Source organism: Cryobacterium aureum (assembly GCF_002954245.1).
GTDB classification, from domain to species: Bacteria; Actinomycetota; Actinomycetes; order Actinomycetales; family Microbacteriaceae; genus Cryobacterium; species Cryobacterium aureum.
This window is the reverse complement of the sequence record NZ_PPTG01000028.1, coordinates 1-17,786: the sequence shown is the minus strand read 5'-3', so window position 1 is coordinate 17,786 and position 17,786 is coordinate 1. Positions and strand designations below refer to the sequence as shown.

Genomic DNA, 17,786 nt, shown 5'->3' with positions numbered 1-17,786 from the left:
GGTGTGAACCAGTGCCCCGAGCCCAAACATGTGCCACGACGCATCCATCTTTCTCGCGAACTCCCTCGGAGGTACCGCATGCTCCATTTCCATGCCCGAAACCGGCTCCTCGCCGGTCTCGGCGCCCTCACTCTCGCCGCAGCGTTCGCGATCGGCAGCGCCGCACCGGCCGCGAGCGCGCACGACTCGGTGCTCGCGACTGTGCCGTCCGACACCGAACACGTCGACCTGGCACCGGCTGCAGTGTCGATGCGGTTCACCGATGACATCATGCAGCTCGGCGCGATCATGCTCGTGGTTGATTCCGCGGGCACCGACTGGGGCACCGGCGAACCCGCCCTCGACGGGCCGACCGCCACCGTGGCCGTCGACCCCGCCCTGCCCGATGGCGCATACCAGGTGCGCTGGCGGGTGGTCTCGGCCGACGGGCATCCCATTTCGGGCACGTTCGACTTCAGTGTCGGCGACGCGAGCGCTGCGGCGCCCACAACGGATGCCGCAGCGCCCGTTTTCATTACACCGATCGATTCGAGCGTGGTCGCGTCCACACCGTCCGAAGACGGAATGCCGCTCGGCGTCACCGCGCTCATTGGCGCCGTCATCGGACTCGGGATCTTTCTCGGCGTGCGCGCGTTTATTCGGCGCCGCACCCAGCATTCGCTCCACAACGCACTCTCACCCTTAGAGAAATGACACAACCATGACACTCAGCACCGCACCTCGCCTTGTTATCGTCGCCGCCCTGGCTCTGCTCGCCCTTTCCGGCTGCGCCGCACCCGCCGCAACCACCGACAGCCCCGCACCCGCCGCCGCGGCCCCCGAGGCCGAGAGCCTCACCATCGCCGACCCGTGGATCAAGAGCGCCGAGATGGGAATGAGCGCCGCGTTCGCCACCCTGAAGAACGAGAGTGACACCGACATCACCGTGGTCTCGGCCGAATCGTCGGCCGCGACCACGATCGAGCTGCACGAGACGGTCGAAGACGACTCGGGAGCCATGGTCATGCAACAGATCGAGGGCGGTTTCATCGTTCCTGCCAATGGAACCTACGAACTGGCACCGGGCGCCAATCACCTCATGCTCAGGGGCCTGACCGCGCCGCTCGTCGCGGGCGTGGATTCAACGTTCACGCTCACCCTCTCCGACGGGTCGACCGTGGACTTCACGGCCCCGGCCAAGGACTACTCCGGCGCGAACGAGAGCTACGAAGAGACCGCCCAGTAATGTCCGGCGATCAGCAGGCATCCGCTGGTCGTCGTCTCAGCCGGCGGCACCTCCTCCTCGGAGGCGCCGCGGCCGGGATCGGCGCCGCTGGCGCGGTCGGGATCAACCTGGCCACGCGCGCGCGTCCCACGATGGTCGCGGAACCGCTCATCAGCAAGCAGACCGTGCCGTTTTACGGTGTGCACCAGGCCGGAATCGAGACCGTGCCGCAGAGCAATGCGACCATGATCGCACTCGACCTATTTCCGGGAACCGACGCCTCGGCCCTGCGGCGGCTCATGAAAATACTCACGAGCGATGCCGCGCGGCTCAGCCAGGGCGGGCCGGCCTTGGCCGATTCCGAGCCGGAACTCTCTATTGTGCCCGCTCGCCTCACGGTCACCTTCGGCTTCGGTGTCGGCCTCGTCGCCGCGGCCGGCGGCACCGTCCCCAGCTGGCTGCGGCCGTTGCCGGCGTTTGAGGTCGACCGACTCGACCCGGCTTGGGGCGACGGGGATCTGCTGTTGCAGATTGCCGCCGACGACGCTCTCACCGTCGCGCACGCCACCCGCATGCTGCTGAAGGACATCCGTTCCTTCGCGAGCGTGCGCTGGGTGCAGACCGGTTTTCGGCGGTCGCCCGGATCGGTCAAGCCCGGCACGACCATGCGCAACCTGTTCGGCCAGGTCGACGGCACCGTCAACTTCGTGCCGGGCACTCCCGACTTCGAGCGGTTGGTCTGGGGCGCCGCCGACAACCCCGGCTGGATGCTCGGCGGCACCGGGTTCGTGCTGCGGCGCATTGCGATGGATCTCGACAAGTGGGACCAGCTTGACCGAGCCGGGCGGGAGGCATCCGTTGGTCGAACCCTGAGTAACGGCGCCCCGCTCACCGGCGTCCAGGAAACGGATGCTCCGGATTTCGCCGCGAAGACCACCAGCGGTTTTCCGGTGATTCCCGAGTTCTCGCACCTGCGCCGTGCCCGCAGCGAGAACCCCGACGAGCGCATCCTACGTCGCGGCTACAACTACGACGATGCTCCCACCGGCACGAGCGTGTCCAATTCCGGCCTGCTCTTCGCCTCTTTTCAAGCGGATGTCGACGCCCAGTTCGTGCCGATTCAGCGCCGCATCGACGCCCTCGACCTGCTCAACGTATGGGTCACGCCGATCGGCTCGGCCGTCTTCGCCATTCCGCCGGGCTGCGCCGCTGGCGGTTACATCGGCGACACGTTGTTCTGACGCCGCGGTTTTCGGCACCAATGCCCAACCGCGCGTCCCCACCGAGGTCCGTGAACGGATGCCGTGGCTTGAGCCGCCGACATCCGTTCGCAAAACTGGTTAGACGGTTTCACCCATCGGGAGGTTGCCCTTGCGGGCATCCAGCTTGCCGAAGTGAGTTTCGAGCAGGTTCTTCATCTTGTGCAGGGCCCCGGTGAGCGCTTCCTCAACGGCATTGGCGTTCTCGGTGACGACGACCGGAGTTCCGCCGGCCGGGCGAGCCTCGAGGGTGCACTTGATATCGTCGGTGCTGCTGCGGCCGGCGCTGCCATCGGAGAGATGAACCTCAACCCGGGTGAGGCGTTCGTCGTAGCGCGCAAGGGACTCTTCGACGATGGTTTCCAGCGCTCCGGCAACCCGCTCGGTGCCGTCGATGTTGCTGTCGGTATTGACGATGACCTGCATAATCACTCCTCTAATTGCTTACGTCTTCAGGTTACCGCTCCCTGATCCGGGCCCTGGCCGGCCGCGGCTTCCGCTCGCCAGAATTGCTGAGCGCGTCGATGCCCGGCTCTGCTACCGGGGAGCTCCGATCGTGGTCAGCCACGATGACGCCTTCTGATTCGACTTCGCCTGACCAGGATGCTGGTTCTCGACGCGGCGGGCGCACTGACCGAAAGTACGACCCCACACGTGACCCCGTAGCCTGTGTGCATGCAGATCAGGCCGGACTCGAGTGAACGGGTCGTCGCCATCGACGTGGCCCGCGGCCTCGCGATCATCGGCATGTTCGTGGCCCACGCCGTCCCGCGCGGGAGCGACGCCGAACTGCTCGTTGACGGGCGTTCGTCAATTCTGTTCGCTACCCTCGCCGGGGTATCGCTGGGCATCCTGACCGGCTCGCAGCGGGCGCTCCCGCGCGGCCAGCGTTCCGAGCGCGTCATCGGCATCCTGGTGCGCGCGTTGTTCCTCTTTTTGCTCGGCGTGCTGCTGTCAAGCCTGCACAGCGGCGTGGCCGTCATCCTGCACTTCTACGCCCTCATGTTCCTACTGCTCATTCCGATGCTTTTTCTGCCCCGGTGGCTGCTCGGCCTGATCGGCGTCATCTTCCTGGTCGGCACGCCGTTGCTCGGCGCCGCGCAGGGTGAAGTGGATGCCGGCGCGCCGCCGATCAGCTCCTTCGTCGACTACTTCTTTCTGAACGGCGCCTACCCGGTGCTCATCTGGATGCCGTTCCTGATCGCGGGCCTCATCATCGCGCGCTCCAACCTGGCCCGGCCGAAAACCCAGGTGGCGCTGGTCGGGGTCGGTGCCTCGGCGACGATCGCCGGCTACGGCGCGGCTATCGTTGTTCCCGGCATCAGCGCCGACGCCCATTCCGGATCGATCGCCGAAGTGATCGGCTCCGGCGGGTTCGCCGTTCTGCTGATCGGTGCGCTGCTCTGGCTCACGGCCGTGGAGCGTGGCGCCCTGGCACGTACCCGACGCGGCATCTTCTGGCCGATCGCTGCAACCGGCTCGATGGCGCTCACCGTCTACACGGTGCAGATTATCGCCCTGGCGGTGATCGCCGGCGGCACCGAGATCGACTATCCCGGCTGGCCGTTGCTGGTCGGGATGCTGCTGCTCACCTTTCTCGGCGCGGGTCTGTGGCGGCAGTTTCTGGGTAAGGGTCCCCTTGAACGTCTGCTCGCCCTGCTGACCCGCGCGCGGCGCAAGAACGAGCTCAGCTGAGGCCACCCATACGTTCGAGCGCCGCGCGCATGATTTGCGCCTCGGGCGTCGGGGCCACGTGGTGGTTCGTATAGATGCCGATGAGCCACTGCAGCACCTCTTCTTCGCCCATAGCGACGGCATTCCAGTCCACGCCGGACTCCGCCGCGGTGCGCGGCTCGCCGGTGAGCGGGTCCAGCCAGGCGCGGGCGATCGGAACGTCGGGGTCGTCGTTGTTCACGTTCCAGAGCAGGGCGATCGGATGGTTGTCACCGTCGATGTGCTCGTGGTCGACCCGCCCGGAGCCGAGCCAGGGCAGGGTCAGCAGCTCGCCGATGATGCCGACCTCGATCAGTTCGAGCTGGGTCGGCTCGGTCTCCGGAACATAGAGGGTGAACCCCTGTTCAAACCACTCGGCGGCCTCATAGATCGAATCGAGCAGCTCGTCGAGGGCGTCGACCTCCTGCACCAAAATGAGCGCCCATTCCAGCAGAATCTGGGTCTGATCGGCCGGCCACGGACTCTCCATCGGGTCGATCGTGCCGTGAAAGTGAAAACTCGGACCGGCTTCGTCGAGCAGCACGTGCAGCTGGCCACTATCGTAGTCGATCGACAGGTTGAGCGCCCCACCTTCATCGTCGCGGTCGGCGAACAGATCGGGATGCGCCAGCTCCGTCGGCAGGATGATCGCCGCGGCGAGCCGGGGGCCGAGATCAAGAACAACGCGAAACTGAACGGTCGGCAGGCGCAGGGTTTCATCCTGCTCGAAGTGCTGGTCTGACATAGCCAAAGTTTACCGACCGGAAGCGAGCGTCATCGCCGGTCAGGGGCGTCGCATCCGCTGCCCGCGCCCTGCCAGCACGCACCCGCGTGTTTCTCCTTAACCCGACCTCGCTACACTCTCGGCAAGCGCAGCTGACGAAAGAGACATCGATGAATTCCGACGTACCTGACTGTGAACCGGGTACGAGCCTCGTCCTCACCCGACTTCGCGCTTCCTTGCTGCTGCTCGGGCCGAGCGAACGCCGCGTTGCCGAGGCGGTTCTGGCGGCTCCGGTCACAGTGGTCGACTGGTCGACTGCGGAGCTGGCGCAGGCGGCCGGCACCTCAACGGCTACGGTGAGTCGAGCCTGCCAATCGATGGGGTTTCGCGGCTTTCAGCACCTTCGACTGGAGGTAGCGCGATCGGCTCCGCTCGCCCCGTCGCCCCACCGGCATGCCCTCGATCAAATCTTCATCGACGCGGCGGACGCAATCGCTCTAGGCCGCGAAAGTCTCGACCTGGTCTGCGTGGAGGCGGCGGTCACAGCCCTTCTCTCAGCAAATCGGCTGGTGCTGGTCGGATCCGGATTTTCAGCCCCTCCGCTTCAGGATGCCGCCATGCGGTTTGCGACGGTGGGCCGGTCAGTAGAAGCTCCCAGCGATGTCCTGGCCCAGCAATTCGCTGCCACCTCGCTCAGCATCGGTGACGTTTGCCTCACGGTGAGCTACTCCGGAGCCAACACGCATACCCTGCACGCCTGCCGGGCGGCCAAGGAGGGCGGCGCGACCATCATTGCCGTCACCAGTTTCGGTCGGTCGCCGCTGACCCAGATCGCCGACATCGTACTCGTAACCAGCCCGCTCTCGCGGGCCCATGTCATCGACCCCTACCTGAGCCGCTTGAGCCATCAGCTCGTGCTGCACACCCTGCACGCCGAGCTGTTCGCGCGCAGCCGCACGAACTCCATCACCATGCGTAACGTCGTCGTCGACACGCTGGAGGAGGAACACTGACCCTGTCTGCGGCGCGGGACGTCTGTCTTCTGTCTTCCCAGCCTGCGTCTGCCGTTTGCCTCCCGTTTAGTTGACCGCTCTAGTTTGACCCTTGTAACCCCGTTTCACGCTCCGTGAAATGGTGAAGGGAGGGCATCGGACTATGGCGAACGTCACTCTCGACGGAGCGTCTAACGTGCGCAGGTCTGGCCCCGCCGGAGTGTTTCGCAGCGCCGCGCTCGACGGCCTGACCGACGCGCAGCTCGCCCAATTGAATACTCGTCTGGCCGATTCCGGGGCGGTGCGGCGGTGAGCCACGAGTCAGGGGTCTTCAGCATCCTGCACCTGAGCGACATCCATGCCACCCAGGGCAATCTCCTCTATGGGCAGATCGACGGTCTGGCCCGGGTGCGCCAAGTCGGCGACTACGTTCTGTCGGCGGGAATGACACCCGAAGTCGTGCTGGTGACGGGCGACCTCGCCGAGCGGGGACACTCCGGCGTTTACCCCGAGGTAAAACGTGCCCTGCAGCGCCTCGGCGATCGAGTCGGGGCGCCCGTGCTCACCGTGCTCGGCAATCACGATTCTCCAACGGATGCTCGCGCTCTCGCCGGTCACGAGGGTGGCCATTACCGCAGCGTCACGATCGGTGAGGCACGCTTCCTGCTGCTCGATTCCAGCGGCGGCGCACTCGGGGCGAAGCAGCTGCGCTGGCTGAAAGGCGAACTGGAGACGCCGAGCGGGTCAGGAACGATTATCGCCCTGCACCACCCTCCGGTTGCGTCGCCGCTACCCACGCTCTCGCGCACCGGGCTCCGCGACGCGTCGGATTTCGCCGAAGCCATCGCCGATTCCGACGTTCGCATCGTTCTCGCTGGCCATTACCATCACCCCATGTCGGCCACCGTCGCCGGAATACCGGTCTCCGTGGGACCGTCATTGGCCTACCACCAGGTCATGAACGCCGGACCAGACTCGGTCAGCGGCCACAACCTGGCTATGTTCTCGCTCGTGCAGCTCACCGACGGGCTCGTCAGCACGGCCCCGGTCAGCCTGTATCCAGACTCCCCACTCTTCACCTCTCCCGCCCCGCAGTACGCCACAGCAATCGACTAAAGGAAAAGACATGTCCTTGAGAAAATCTCTCGCTCCCGTCGCCGCATTCGCCCTGATCGGGATCGCTCTCACCGGATGCGGCGCCGCCGCTGACGCATCGACCGCGATCGCCAACGAGGCGACCATCACCCTGTACACCTCGGAGCCGCAGGAGAAGATCGACGCTGTCGTCAGCGCGTTCAACGTCGACCACCCCGAAATCACCGTCGAGGTGTTCCGCGCCGGCACCGGCGATCTCACCGCCCGCATCGAATCCGAACGCGTCAGCGGCGACGTGCAGGCCGACATCCTTCTCGCCGCCGACGCCGGAACGTTCGAACGGTATAAAACGGATGACCTTCTCCTCGCCTATTCGCCCGCCGACGTTGAGTCCCTCGACCAGGACGTCGTCGATCCCGACGGCTTCTACGTTGGTACCCGCATCATTCCCACCGTGATCGCGTACAACACCAACCTCGTGACGGCTCCCCCCACGTCCTGGCAGGACCTCACCGACGCGAGCTATGCCGGCACGATCACCATGCCCAACCCCGACGTTTCCGGCGCCGCAGCATACAACGCCGCCGTCTGGTCGGATTCCGCCGAGCTCGGTGACACCTGGTTGCAGGAACTCGCCGCCAACCAGCCGATCATTGCGGAAAGCAACGGGCCGGTTTCCCAGGCCGTCGCATCCGGAACCAGCTCGGTCGGTATCGTCGTGGATTACCTGGCCCGCGAGCTGAAGTCCGCCGGTTCCCCCATCGACCTCGTCTACCCGAGTGAGGGCGTGCCGTACGTCTCCCAGCCGGTCGGCATCTTCGCGAGCACCGACGAACAGGCCGCGTCCGAAGCGTTCGTTGACTTTCTAGTGAGCGAAGCCGGCCAGACGCTGGCCGTCAGCCAGTCGTACCTGCCGGTGCGCAGCGACGTCGGCACCCCGGATGGAGCGCCGTCGATGGACGACATCACGATCATCACTCCCGACCTCACGGTCATCAGCGAGATCCAGGCTGCAGCGGTCGCCCGATTCAATGAGCTCTTCCAGTAAATTGCTCCACCAGGGCCCGGTCGAAATCGACCGGGCCCGTCGCGCTGCCCGACCGTCTCGGGGCGTGCGGGTGGACGGCGTCGACGCGGTACGGGTGGCATTGTGGTGCGTGGTCACCGCCGTCATCCTGCTGCCCCTCGGCGCTCTCCTCGTGCTGGCGTTCAGCCAAAACCGACTTCCCTTGCTCCTGACCGGCGATGTCGCGCAGGCCGGACTGAACAGCGTCGTTTCCGCCTCCGTGTCAGCTCTATTCGCCGTCGTCATCGGCACCGCCATCGCCCTGCTGCTCGATCGCAGCGACCTGCCGGGCCGGCGGGTACTTCGGTTGTTCGCCCTTTCCCCGCTACTCGTCCCGCCGTTTGTGGGAGCAATCGCCTGGATCGGAATCATCGGCCCGGCAGCCCCGGTCAACGCGCTGTGGACCCACTGGTTCGGCTCCCCCCTGTGGAACATTTACGGCGGCGACGGTGTCGTCTTTCTCCTCACCGTGCATTCCTATCCGGTCGCCTACATCATCATCGCGGCGGCCCTGCGGCGTGTGCCCTCTGATCTGGAGCAGGCCGCCCGTATCGGCGGGGCCTCGGCCGGTCGTGCTGTGCGTCACATCACTGTGCCATTGCTGCGCCCGGCCTTTCTGTCGGCCTTCACCCTGATCGCCGTCTCGAATCTGGCTGATTTTGGTATTCCAGCGATCATCGGGCTGCCCGAACGCTACGTGACTCTGTCCACCCTCGTGTATCGGTACATCCAGTCCGGAACCGTGGCTGATCCGCTTCAGGTGGTCGCGACCGTCGGTGCCATACTGATGCTCGGCGCGGTGGTTGCGATGATTGTGGATGTTCTCGCCGCGCGCAGCAACTGGGAGTTGGACGCATCCGCTTCACCAACACAGCTTCTGCAACTCGGGCGCTGGAGAGTGGCCACGACGGCGATCACCTGGGGCGGTTTGCTGGCGCTGACTGTGCTCCCCCTGCTGGCGTTGGTCAGCCAAGCACTGCTGCCGGCACCGGGCATTCCGCTGACCTGGCAGAACCTGACACTCGACAACCTGAAGCGAGCGACGACTTCGCCCAGCGCTCTCGCGGGAGCCGGCAACTCCGTCATGCTGTCGGTGTTTGCGGGCGTGATCTGCACGGTTCTCGGTCTCGCCATCGGCACCCTCGTGACGCGAACTCGGGCACGCTCGAACGGGATGCTGCGCGCGGTAGCCATGTTGCCGCAGGCACTGCCGGGGCTCGTCATCGCCGTGAGTTGGCTCATTATCGCCCCACGAATTGGACTGTTTAATACTCCGTGGCTGATTCTGTGCGCCTACGTCATGGCATTTATCGCCCTCGTCGTGCAGTCGGTGAGTGCGCCGCTGCGCTCGACGCCGCTGGCTGCGGAGGAAGCCGCGCGTGCGTCGGGGGCGAGCCGACTGCGCGCTCTTCTGGATATCTCCTGGCGCATGGCCATTCCTGCCGCGATTGCCGGCGGCACACTGGTGGTTTTGACGGCTGTTCGGGAGCTGACAATTTCCGTGTTGCTGCTGGCACCAGGGGCCCAGACCCTCGGCGTGACCATCTTCAATCTGCAGCAGGCCGGTTCGTACAACGCCGCATCCGCTCTCTCCCTCGTCGTCACCGTGCTCGGCCTCGCTGGTCTCGGGCTCACTGCTCGGCAATCCCGTCGCTAGTCCCAAAGAAAGGGCGCACCATGTCATCCGTAGATCTGCACTCGGTCGGCTTGACCTATCCCAACGGCACCGTCGGTCTCGACTCCGTCGACCTGCGCATCGCTGACGGTGAATTCGTCGCCCTCGTCGGGCCGTCCGGTTCGGGCAAGACAACCCTACTCCGCACGATCGCCGGCTTTCTGGCTCCGACGACGGGTCTGATCCGCATCGGCGACTCTGTCGTGGCGGATGCCGTGACCAACGTTCCGCCGGAACGGCGACAGCTCGGCATGGTTTTTCAACAGCACGCGGTGTGGCCGCACTGGAACGTTGGCCGAAACATCGAATACCCGCTGAAGCTCGCGAAGGTACCCAGGGCCGAGCGCCAGGACCGGGTCGCCGCGGTCATGAAGCTGGTCGGGTTGGAAGGTTTCGCCGCCCGAAATCCGACAACCCTTTCCGGAGGCCAACGCCAAAGGGTGGCGCTCGCCCGAGCGCTGGTCGGCGACCCGCAGGTATTGCTGCTCGACGAAGCGCTCTCAGCTCTCGACGAACCCCTTCGCGATGCTTTGCGCCTGGAACTGCAGTCACTGACCCGATCCATCGGGTTGACCGTGGTGCATGTCACGCATGACCGTGATGAAGCGCTCGCCCTCGCCGATCGGGTGGTCGTGCTCGACCAGGGGCGCATCCAGCAGATCGCGTCACCGCCCGAACTGGTGTCACACCCAGCAAGCGCTCTCGTCGCCCGGTTCATGGCCGACGCAACTCTCTTCGAGGGCACGATAAAGTCGGCCGGTTTCCAGGCCTCCGGCCATCCCTGCGCGGTCGGATACGACGTGCTGGACACGCGGTCGGGGGCCGGCAAGGCCGGAACCCTCGCCGTTCTTCCGGAGGACGTGCGGCTCCACGCCGACGTCGATGGCGCGGCCGTCGTCACCTCCTCACTGTTTGGTCGCAGCGGCAATGATGTAATCGTGAATTGGGCCGGCGTGCCGGTGCGCTGCCGCGTGACCGGTCGCCGACCGCTCGTCGGCGAACGGATGACCGTCACCATCGGACGTGCCCTGTTCTACCCGAGTGGGTCCCTAGCCGTGCGGGAACCCGCCCCGGGCTAACCGCGCGCGGACACCCAGGAGCGGATGCCCGCCAGCTCTCGCGCAGCAGCGGCTGTCGTGGCAGACTGCGGCCTATGGATATCGAGCTGTGGTGGCCCAAGCTGACTCCGTCGACGCGGGAGTGGCTGATGCAGAACAACGGCGACGCCGTGCCGCCGGAACTCGTGGCCGAGATCACCAGGGCCGGCGGCGAGGTCGCCACCGATAGTGAGAGCGAGCAATCCGGCGTCTACCTGTCGGACGACGACGTCGACTGGATCGAGACGGTCGCCAACGAGGAAGAACCCACCTGACGCCCTATCCGAACGGGCGCGCCTCCGCGCGCATAACCGAGAGCAGTGCCCGAACGTGCGCGGTGGATGGTTCGTTCCAGGTGGCCCAGGTGCGAATGGCCAGGTCAAAGCTCGGGTCGCTTTCAGCCCGCACCGGAATCCACACCCAGTCCGGCAGGTGACGGGCGGCCGACGCCTGGGTGAGCAGCACGGCATCCACTTTGGCGGTCACCGCGATCAGCCCGCTGTGTTCACTGAACCGGCGGAATACCCACTGCATCGAGACACCGGCCGCCGCCGCTGCGGCACGCAGTCGAATCTCCTCTGCGGCGATTTCGCCAACCGCGTGTGCCATCACCGAGAGGCCGTCGAGTTCGGCAAAGCCCACTTCGCCCACGCCCGCAAGCGGCGACTCTGCCACGACGGCCACTCCGATGGCCTGTTTCATGAGCAGCATCGACCCGCCGGCCTCTGGCGCCTCGCGGTGAATCAGCGCAACGTCGACGAGCTTGCTCTGCAACATCTGCCACTGCTCGTCGGTCGTAGCCTCGTGCAGGGTCAACGCAATGGTGGGAACCTCAGCATCGACGGCCAGCAGCAGGGCCAGAAACCAGTCGTACGGCAGGCCCTGCGGCACGCCGACGTGCAGCATCTGGCGGTTCTGGGCGGCCGTGCGCAACACCTCGGGAATGCGATCAACCTGCGCGAACACGGTCTCACAGTGTCGAAATAGTCCGGAGCCGGCGGCCGTCAGGGTTACCCCGCGTGGGCCGCGATCGAACAGAATGTAGCCGAGCGAGCGCTCCAGATCTTTGATCTGGCGGCTGAGGGCGGGCTGCGTGATATTCAGCGCTGTGGCAGCCCGGCTCACCGAGCCGAGCTCGGCGACCTTGGCAAAGTAGGTGAGGTGGCGCAGCTCCATAACCTCAGGGTATCGCACCCGAGCTTTCTAGGCATTTTACCTATAGTGAGCGTTCGATCAGACTGGGACCGGCGGCAACTTCCGTCACAACGACGTGAACGTGAAGGTGCTGGTGTATTCGATTGACAGGTGAAACCCAATTCGATGTGGTCGTCATCGGCGGCGGATCCGCGGGGATTGCGGCGGCCGTCGGGGCAGCCCACGCCGGGGCATCCGTGTGTCTGGTTGAAAAGTACGGTTTTCTCGGCGGTGCTGCGACGACCAGTTCGGTGCTCGCGCTGTGCGGATTCTTCGACCAGAACAAGAACCAGGTCGTGGCCGGCGTTGGCCAGCAGGTGCTCGACCAGCTGCGCCGCCGCGATATTTATCAAACGCAGACGATGCCGGAGACGGGCAACACCATCGTGCTGCTCGATCTGGAAACCACCAAGAGCGTCTACGACGATCTCATCACCGCCGCCGGCGTGCGCCTGCTGCTGCACAGCCAGCTAATTTCGGCGACGGTGATCGACGGCGCCATCAGCTCGGTCGACGTCGTGCACCGCGGCGGCATCGAAACTATCACCGGCCGCGCCTTCGTGGACTGCAGCGGCGACGGCGCCCTCATCGCCGCGGCTGGCGCGGGCGCAATCGTGTCGGTTCCCGCCGAACGGCAAGCCAGCACGCTCGTGATGCGGGTCGGCGCGGTGAGCGAAGACGCCGACCTCTCGATGGCCGGAATGACCAGGGCAGTGGATGCCTACCGCCCCCGTTCCGAGATGCCTCTGGTGCGTTCGAACGGCATCGCCGTGCGCATGCCGCTCTCCCGGGAGATCATGCTGCTCATCGCCGACCACCACGGCGACGCCCTCGACGTGACGGACCTCACCGCCGCCGAGGTGCAGTCACGTCGCCTGAGCTGGCAGTACCTCGCCGCGTTCCAGCAGTCGCTGGCCGGCTGGGAAAACAGTTTTCTCGCGTCGACCGGACCGCAACTGGGCATCCGGGAGACCCGCCGGCTGCGCGGCCGACAGTCGGTGAGCGCCGATGACGTGTCGACCGGTCGAAAGAACGCGCTCGACCCGATCGCCAGGGGCGGCTGGCCGATGGAGGAACACGTCACCGTCGGCGTCACCGAGTACGGCGGCATTGCCGACAAGGGGTGGTATCACGTGCCGTACGGGGCCATCTGTTCCGATACCACGGAGAACCTGTGGGCCGGCGGCCGTCTGGTGAGCAGCGACAACCGCGCCTACGCCTCGTTGCGAGTGATGGGCACCTCGTTTGCAACCGGGCATGCCTGCGGAGTCGCCGCCGCCGTGTATGCCGCCGGCAATGCCCACGATTACGCCCGCACCCGCACTCTGCTCGACGAACAAGGAGCCCTGATCTCATGACCCTTCGACGAATCGGACTCACCGGAGCGGCCGGGTCGCTCGCGGCCGATATTATTCCGGGGCTGCTGGCCCGCGGCCATACGATCGTGGGCATCGACCAGCGTGCGCCCGTGGAATCGTTCGGCTGCGAGTTTGTGGAGTGCCAGGTCAACGACCGCGCCGCGCTGCTGGCGGCGCTGCGCGGCTGCGACGCCGTCATTCACCTGGCCGGAATTCCGCTGGAGGCCGAGTGGGCCGACATCCTGCGGGCGAATATCGATGGCACTCAAGCGGTTCTGGAGGTGGCCGAGCATCTCGGAATCAGGCGGGTCGTGCTGGCCAGCAGCATCCACTCTGTTGGTTTCGTGCCGGTGCCCACCGACGGCTCGCTCGTGCCCGACGACGTGCGGGTTCGCCCGAACACCTTCTACGGTGTCTCGAAAGCTGCCGTCGAAGCGCTCGGCAGCCTGTATCACGACCGGTTCGGGCTCGATGTGATCTGCCTGCGGATCGCATCCCGTTTCGCCGAACCGACCGGTGAACGCACGCTTAGCACTTGGCTTTCCCCGGCCGACGCTGTGCGCCTGTTCGACGCCTGTCTGCAGGTTTCCAGCCCGGGTTTTCGCACCATTTGGGGTGTTTCGGCGAACACCCGGGGGTATCTCAGCGCCGAGGGCGGCGCTGCAATAGGCTTTAGGCCCGAGGATGATTCAGAACGTTTCGCCGAACGGATGTTCGCTGCCAGTGACACAGACCCGTCGCTCCTGGCTTCCGACTGGGATCGCGCCTACATCGGCGGCATTTTCAGCTCGCCGCAACCACCACGCTTCGGCGGCCATTCTCCACGCTCCTAACCTCGGGATTCGTCACACAGACAGGAACAGCAATGACCGACACCGCGGGCACAGATGCCTTTGTCGTACGCCACCTCTCCAAAGTCTTCGGTGGTGCCGGGCAGGTGCACGCCCTGAGTGATATCAACCTCCACCTGAAAAAGGGCTCGTTCACCTGCATTGTCGGGCCAAGCGGATGCGGCAAGTCCACCCTGTTGCGCATTCTGGGTGATCTCGAGACGGCTACCTCGGGTGATGTGCAGATCAACTTCGAGCAGACCCGGGTGCCGCGCTCGGCCTTCGTTTTTCAGGAACACGGAGTCTTTCCCTGGTTCAACGTGCTCGAGAATGTGGCGTTCGGCCAGAAGATGGCGTCGGTGTCGAAAAGGGAACGCGAGAGCGAAGCCCGCAACTGGATCGCCGAGGTCGGCCTGACCGGCTTTGAAGACGCCTACCCGCACCAGCTCTCCGGCGGGATGCGCCAGCGCATCGCCATCGCTCGGGCATTCGCGACCGGATCCCCGTCACTGCTGATGGACGAGCCGCTCGGTGCTCTCGACGCCCAAACCCGCATCCTGATGCAGGAACAGCTCGTGCGGCTGTGGGAGGTTGAACGTAAAACCGTGGTGCTCGTCACCCATTCGATTGAAGAAGCACTGCTGCTCGGCGACCAGATCGTCGTGATGTCGGCCCGGCCGGGTCGAGTAAAAGAGATCATCGACGTACCGTTCGGTCGCCCGCGCAGCGTCGCCATGGAAGCGAGCCCGGAGTTTGCACGAATGAAACAGGACATTTGGGAATCGCTGCGCGATGAAGTTCAAGCCTCGATGAGCTTCAAATGACCGTCGCTGAGGGCGTTGCCCGCCGCGTCACCGAGCTCGACCAGGCGATCGATCAGGAATTCAAACGGGAACAGCGGCTGCGCGCCCGCGACCTCGGCCTGGCCATTCTCACGCCGATCGTGCTGCTCGGCCTGTGGGAACTCGCCGCCGCCACGGGAGTGCTCGACGCACGCCTGTTCAGTCCGCCCAGTGCGATCGGCGAACGTGGCGCGGAGATGGTGGCGGACGGTTCCCTCTTCGTGCACATCTGGGCCACGGTCGGTCGCCTCGCCTTCGGCTTCATCGCCGGCTCCATTCTCGGTGTGTTCGCCGGGCTCATCATGGGTGTCGTGCGGCCGATTCGCGCGGCCCTCAGCCCCACCTTCACCGCGCTGTACGCGCTGCCGAAGATCGCCATCCTGCCGCTGCTGCTGCTCATCTTCGGCCTCACCGAAACGCCGAAGATTCTCGCCGTGGCCATCTCGGTGTTCTTCGTCGTGCAGATCAACACCCTGGCCGGCATCATGCAGATCGATGCTCGCATTCTGGAATCGGCGCGCGCCTACAAGGCCACCGGCATCCGCTTGTTTGTGAACGTGCTGCTGCCCGCCGCCGCACCGGCCATCATGACCGGGCTGCGCGTCGCCGCCGGCATGTCGGTGATCGTCGTCACCGCGGTGGAATTCGTGGCCTCCAACAATGGCCTCGGCTACCTCATCTGGAACTCGTGGCAGCTGTTTCAGCCGGCCACGATGTTCGTTGGTCTGATCGTCGTCTCGGTCATCGGCGCGCTCGTCACCGGGCTCATTATCGTGCTGGAACGGGTGCTCCTGCCATGGCGTCACTCGAACAGCCCCAAGAAAAAGGAATCGAAAAAGTGAAGAAACTGAAAATCGTCGCAGCGGTGTCGCTGGTCGGGCTGGCTTTGTCGGGCTGCGCAGCAGCGGATGCCCCCGCCGCGTCGGGCGAACTGCAAACGGTGAACGTGGGTCACGTTCAGCTCGCCATCTTCTCGCCACTCTATGTTGCTGATGCCAAGGGCTATTTTGAAGACGAGGGCATCGAGCTGAAGCTCGAGGCGATCAAGTCGGGGCAGGATGCCGTTCCGCTCGCCGCGAGCGGCAAGCTCGACGTCGTCGTCTCCGGCTTCTCGGCCGGCCTGTTCAGCGCGGTCGAAACCGGCCTCGACGTGAAGGTTGTCGGCTCCATGGGCGTCTCGGCCGGAGACGAAGAGGAACCGCCCTCGGCACTCATCGCCGCCAAGAAGCTCGTCGATGACGGCACCATCACGGACGTCGCCGACCTCGAAGGACGCAAGGTCGCGGTCGCCGGCGGCGCCGGCGGAACCGGCGCATTCTACGTGGGGATGGCGCTCGAAGAAGCCGGACTCTCGATCACCGATGTGGAACTGGTCACCCTTGGTAACCCCGACATGCCCACCGCACTGGCCAACGGCAGCATCGACGCTGCATTCGCGTCGGCACCGTTCTGGAACATGCCCGTTGAAGACGGAACCGCGGTGAGCCTGTGGACCACGCCCACCGGGACATCCGGTACCGGGGTCATCTACGGCGGCGACTTCGCCGGATCGGATCTCGCGCAGAAGTTCTTCACCGCACTGACCCGTGGCGCGCAGGACCTGCAGGGCGATGACCGGTACACCGACGAGAACCTCGGCATTATCGGTGCCGCAACCGGCCAGACCGCCGAGCAGGTGGCGGCGGTACCGCTGTACCGCTGGCTGCCGGATCTCGCGCCGCTGCCGGAGCAGCTCGCCGCGATGGAACGCATGTGGATGGAACTCGGGGCGATCGTCTACACCGACGCGATTCCCGAGTCCGACTACGTGGACGCCACGTTCGCACAGAACTCCTAGACGCCTTCCCCGGGGTCGCCCAGCCCGATCGGGCGCCCCGGGCTGTCTGATGGGGCCTGGGCCGCATGAGCGCGCCCGATATGGGCAGCCGCTACGCCCGTTACCGTAGCGGCGCGCGATGTCAAGCTGTGTGGAGTCACTTGGGTTAGTTTGTTTTGATTGCGTGTGAGGTGTGATTGATCCCGACGACGCCGGCCGGTGCCGGTGTTGTTGGTCTCTCGCGGAATCGGTCCGGATGCTTGCTGTGGTACTTCTGCAAAGTGAGGTCGCGCTTGCGATGGACCTGTCGCCAAGAGCCGTCGTGGACCTGCTGCGGCGAGAACAACGCAATTCCGGAGTGTTTGTGGCTGGTGTTATACCAAGGCACGTACTCGTCCAAATGTTCACGTGCGGCCTCAAGGTTCTCGAACATACCCGGGTAATTCGGTCGGTATTTCATCGTGCGGAACTCAGATTCTGAGTACGGATTATCGTTTGATACGTAGGGCCGGCTGTGGGGTCTTGGTGACGTTCAGTCCGCTGAGGAGGTCGGCCACCGCATCGGAGCGCATCGACGGGCCGGAGTCGGCGTGGACGAACTTCGGGATGCCGTGCTCGCGGAACGCGGTCTCAAACATGTCCACCGCGAGATGGTCGCTCTCCCGCTCCTCAACCCGGAAGCCGACGATTTTGCGTGACCAGATATCGATGATCGAGTAGGCCTTGAACGCCTTTCAACGCCACGGTGTGCGGAGGTCGGTAATGTCCCAGCACTTATGCCGACGTCGGCATAAGTCGTGTTATGCCGACATTGTGATTATGCCGATGTTGGTCTCCGATGCCAGTCTGCGGGCGGTGGCTGGGGCAAAAAAGTCGGCATAATCACAGCGCGGCCAGGAACGCAAGAATGGCGTCGGTGGG

General features: G+C 65.2%; 21 protein-coding genes. 16 read left to right on the top strand and 5 right to left on the bottom strand.

All coding sequences use genetic code 11. The features are described from left to right. The first annotated feature begins 78 nt into the window (after window positions 1-78). The 3 genes from CJ028_RS10670 to CJ028_RS10660 are packed head-to-tail and all read left to right on the top strand — an operon-like array spanning window position 79 to window position 2,445. The gene (locus CJ028_RS10670; protein ID WP_105035240.1) at window positions 79-693 is read left to right on the top strand and encodes a copper resistance CopC family protein; all 615 of its coding nucleotides are present in this window, start codon (window positions 79-81) and stop codon (window positions 691-693) included. A gap of 7 nt (window positions 694-700) precedes the next feature. Continuing rightward, window positions 701-1,225 carry a copper chaperone PCu(A)C gene (locus CJ028_RS10665; protein ID WP_105035239.1) on the top strand — a complete coding sequence of 175 codons (525 nt, stop codon included), beginning with the start codon at window positions 701-703 and terminating at the stop codon, window positions 1,223-1,225. After that, window positions 1,225-2,445 carry a Dyp-type peroxidase gene (locus CJ028_RS10660; protein ID WP_105035238.1) on the top strand — a complete coding sequence of 407 codons (1,221 nt, stop codon included), beginning with the start codon at window positions 1,225-1,227 and terminating at the stop codon, window positions 2,443-2,445. Before CJ028_RS10665 ends, CJ028_RS10660 begins: the two co-directional genes overlap by 1 nt. Window positions 2,446-2,544: 99 nt before the next feature. On the opposite strand, the gene CJ028_RS10655 is transcribed toward CJ028_RS10660, so the two are convergent. Next, window positions 2,545-2,889, bottom strand: coding sequence for an HPF/RaiA family ribosome-associated protein (locus CJ028_RS10655; protein ID WP_105035237.1), 345 nt, complete (start codon window positions 2,887-2,889; stop codon window positions 2,545-2,547). A gap of 249 nt (window positions 2,890-3,138) precedes the next feature. Here CJ028_RS10655 and CJ028_RS10650 point away from each other — a divergent pair, with 249 nt between their 5' ends. Beyond that, window positions 3,139-4,158: a heparan-alpha-glucosaminide N-acetyltransferase domain-containing protein gene (locus CJ028_RS10650; RefSeq protein WP_105035236.1), complete on the top strand. Its 1,020-nt coding sequence runs from the start codon at window positions 3,139-3,141 to the stop codon at window positions 4,156-4,158. On the opposite strand, the gene CJ028_RS10645 is transcribed toward CJ028_RS10650, so the two are convergent. Next, on the bottom strand, window positions 4,151-4,921 hold the full coding sequence (locus tag CJ028_RS10645) for a hypothetical protein (protein WP_105035235.1): 771 nt from the start codon (window positions 4,919-4,921) through the stop codon (window positions 4,151-4,153). The genes CJ028_RS10650 and CJ028_RS10645 overlap by 8 nt on opposite strands. Window positions 4,922-5,070: 149 nt before the next feature. Here CJ028_RS10645 and CJ028_RS10640 point away from each other — a divergent pair, with 149 nt between their 5' ends. The 7 genes from CJ028_RS10640 (at window position 5,071) to CJ028_RS10615 (ending at window position 11,100) form a co-directional block, all read left to right on the top strand. After that, on the top strand, window positions 5,071-5,913 hold the full coding sequence (locus tag CJ028_RS10640; protein ID WP_105035234.1) for a MurR/RpiR family transcriptional regulator: 843 nt from the start codon (window positions 5,071-5,073) through the stop codon (window positions 5,911-5,913). 142 nt (window positions 5,914-6,055) lie between these two features. Further along, window positions 6,056-6,205, top strand: coding sequence for a hypothetical protein (locus CJ028_RS20960; protein WP_161498959.1), 150 nt, complete (start codon window positions 6,056-6,058; stop codon window positions 6,203-6,205). Beyond that, entirely contained in the window at window positions 6,202-7,008 is an 807-nt protein-coding gene (locus CJ028_RS10635) for a metallophosphoesterase family protein (protein WP_105035233.1), read from the top strand. Before CJ028_RS20960 ends, CJ028_RS10635 begins: the two co-directional genes overlap by 4 nt. Before the next feature lie 10 nt (window positions 7,009-7,018). Then, a complete protein-coding gene (locus CJ028_RS10630) occupies window positions 7,019-8,035 on the top strand; it encodes an ABC transporter substrate-binding protein (RefSeq protein ID WP_105035232.1) in 1,017 nt (338 codons plus the stop codon). After that, a complete protein-coding gene (locus tag CJ028_RS10625) occupies window positions 8,019-9,710 on the top strand; it encodes an ABC transporter permease (RefSeq protein ID WP_205684003.1) in 1,692 nt (563 codons plus the stop codon). Before CJ028_RS10630 ends, CJ028_RS10625 begins: the two co-directional genes overlap by 17 nt. A gap of 20 nt (window positions 9,711-9,730) precedes the next feature. Continuing rightward, a complete protein-coding gene (locus tag CJ028_RS10620; RefSeq protein ID WP_105035231.1) occupies window positions 9,731-10,807 on the top strand; it encodes an ABC transporter ATP-binding protein in 1,077 nt (358 codons plus the stop codon). 74 nt (window positions 10,808-10,881) lie between these two features. Continuing rightward, the gene (locus CJ028_RS10615; protein WP_105035230.1) at window positions 10,882-11,100 is read left to right on the top strand and encodes a hypothetical protein; all 219 of its coding nucleotides are present in this window, start codon (window positions 10,882-10,884) and stop codon (window positions 11,098-11,100) included. A 4-nt stretch (window positions 11,101-11,104) separates the two neighbouring features. Here the strand turns inward: CJ028_RS10615 and CJ028_RS10610 are convergent, their stop codons facing one another. Further along, window positions 11,105-12,001 carry a LysR family transcriptional regulator gene (locus CJ028_RS10610; protein ID WP_105035229.1) on the bottom strand — a complete coding sequence of 299 codons (897 nt, stop codon included), beginning with the start codon at window positions 11,999-12,001 and terminating at the stop codon, window positions 11,105-11,107. 122 nt (window positions 12,002-12,123) lie between these two features. On the opposite strand from CJ028_RS10610, the gene CJ028_RS10605 reads away from it, so the two are divergent. Genes CJ028_RS10605 through CJ028_RS10585 form a run of 5 tightly spaced genes read left to right on the top strand, consistent with a single transcriptional unit; the run spans window position 12,124 to window position 16,886 of the window. Further along, a complete protein-coding gene (locus CJ028_RS10605; protein WP_105035228.1) occupies window positions 12,124-13,377 on the top strand; it encodes an FAD-dependent oxidoreductase in 1,254 nt (417 codons plus the stop codon). Next, on the top strand, window positions 13,374-14,210 hold the full coding sequence (locus CJ028_RS10600; RefSeq protein ID WP_105035227.1) for an NAD-dependent epimerase/dehydratase family protein: 837 nt from the start codon (window positions 13,374-13,376) through the stop codon (window positions 14,208-14,210). The genes CJ028_RS10605 and CJ028_RS10600 overlap by 4 nt, the downstream gene beginning before the upstream one ends. A gap of 32 nt (window positions 14,211-14,242) precedes the next feature. Then, the gene (locus tag CJ028_RS10595) at window positions 14,243-15,031 is read left to right on the top strand and encodes an ABC transporter ATP-binding protein (protein ID WP_105035226.1); all 789 of its coding nucleotides are present in this window, start codon (window positions 14,243-14,245) and stop codon (window positions 15,029-15,031) included. Further along, the gene (locus tag CJ028_RS10590) at window positions 15,028-15,891 is read left to right on the top strand and encodes an ABC transporter permease (RefSeq protein WP_105035225.1); all 864 of its coding nucleotides are present in this window, start codon (window positions 15,028-15,030) and stop codon (window positions 15,889-15,891) included. The genes CJ028_RS10595 and CJ028_RS10590 overlap by 4 nt, the downstream gene beginning before the upstream one ends. Beyond that, window positions 15,888-16,886 (top strand): ABC transporter substrate-binding protein, encoded by a 999-nt coding sequence (locus CJ028_RS10585; protein WP_105035224.1) that lies wholly within the window; start codon window positions 15,888-15,890, stop codon window positions 16,884-16,886. The genes CJ028_RS10590 and CJ028_RS10585 overlap by 4 nt, the downstream gene beginning before the upstream one ends. A gap of 145 nt (window positions 16,887-17,031) precedes the next feature. Here CJ028_RS10585 and CJ028_RS10580 read toward each other — a convergent pair whose 3' ends face one another. Both CJ028_RS10580 and CJ028_RS10575 read right to left on the bottom strand, forming a co-directional pair. Beyond that, entirely contained in the window at window positions 17,032-17,325 is a 294-nt protein-coding gene (locus tag CJ028_RS10580) for a hypothetical protein (RefSeq protein WP_105035223.1), read from the bottom strand. Window positions 17,326-17,353: 28 nt separating this feature from the next. Next, window positions 17,354-17,575 carry a DDE-type integrase/transposase/recombinase gene (locus CJ028_RS10575; protein ID WP_276309382.1) on the bottom strand — a complete coding sequence of 74 codons (222 nt, stop codon included), beginning with the start codon at window positions 17,573-17,575 and terminating at the stop codon, window positions 17,354-17,356. Window positions 17,576-17,786: the final 211 nt, after the last annotated feature.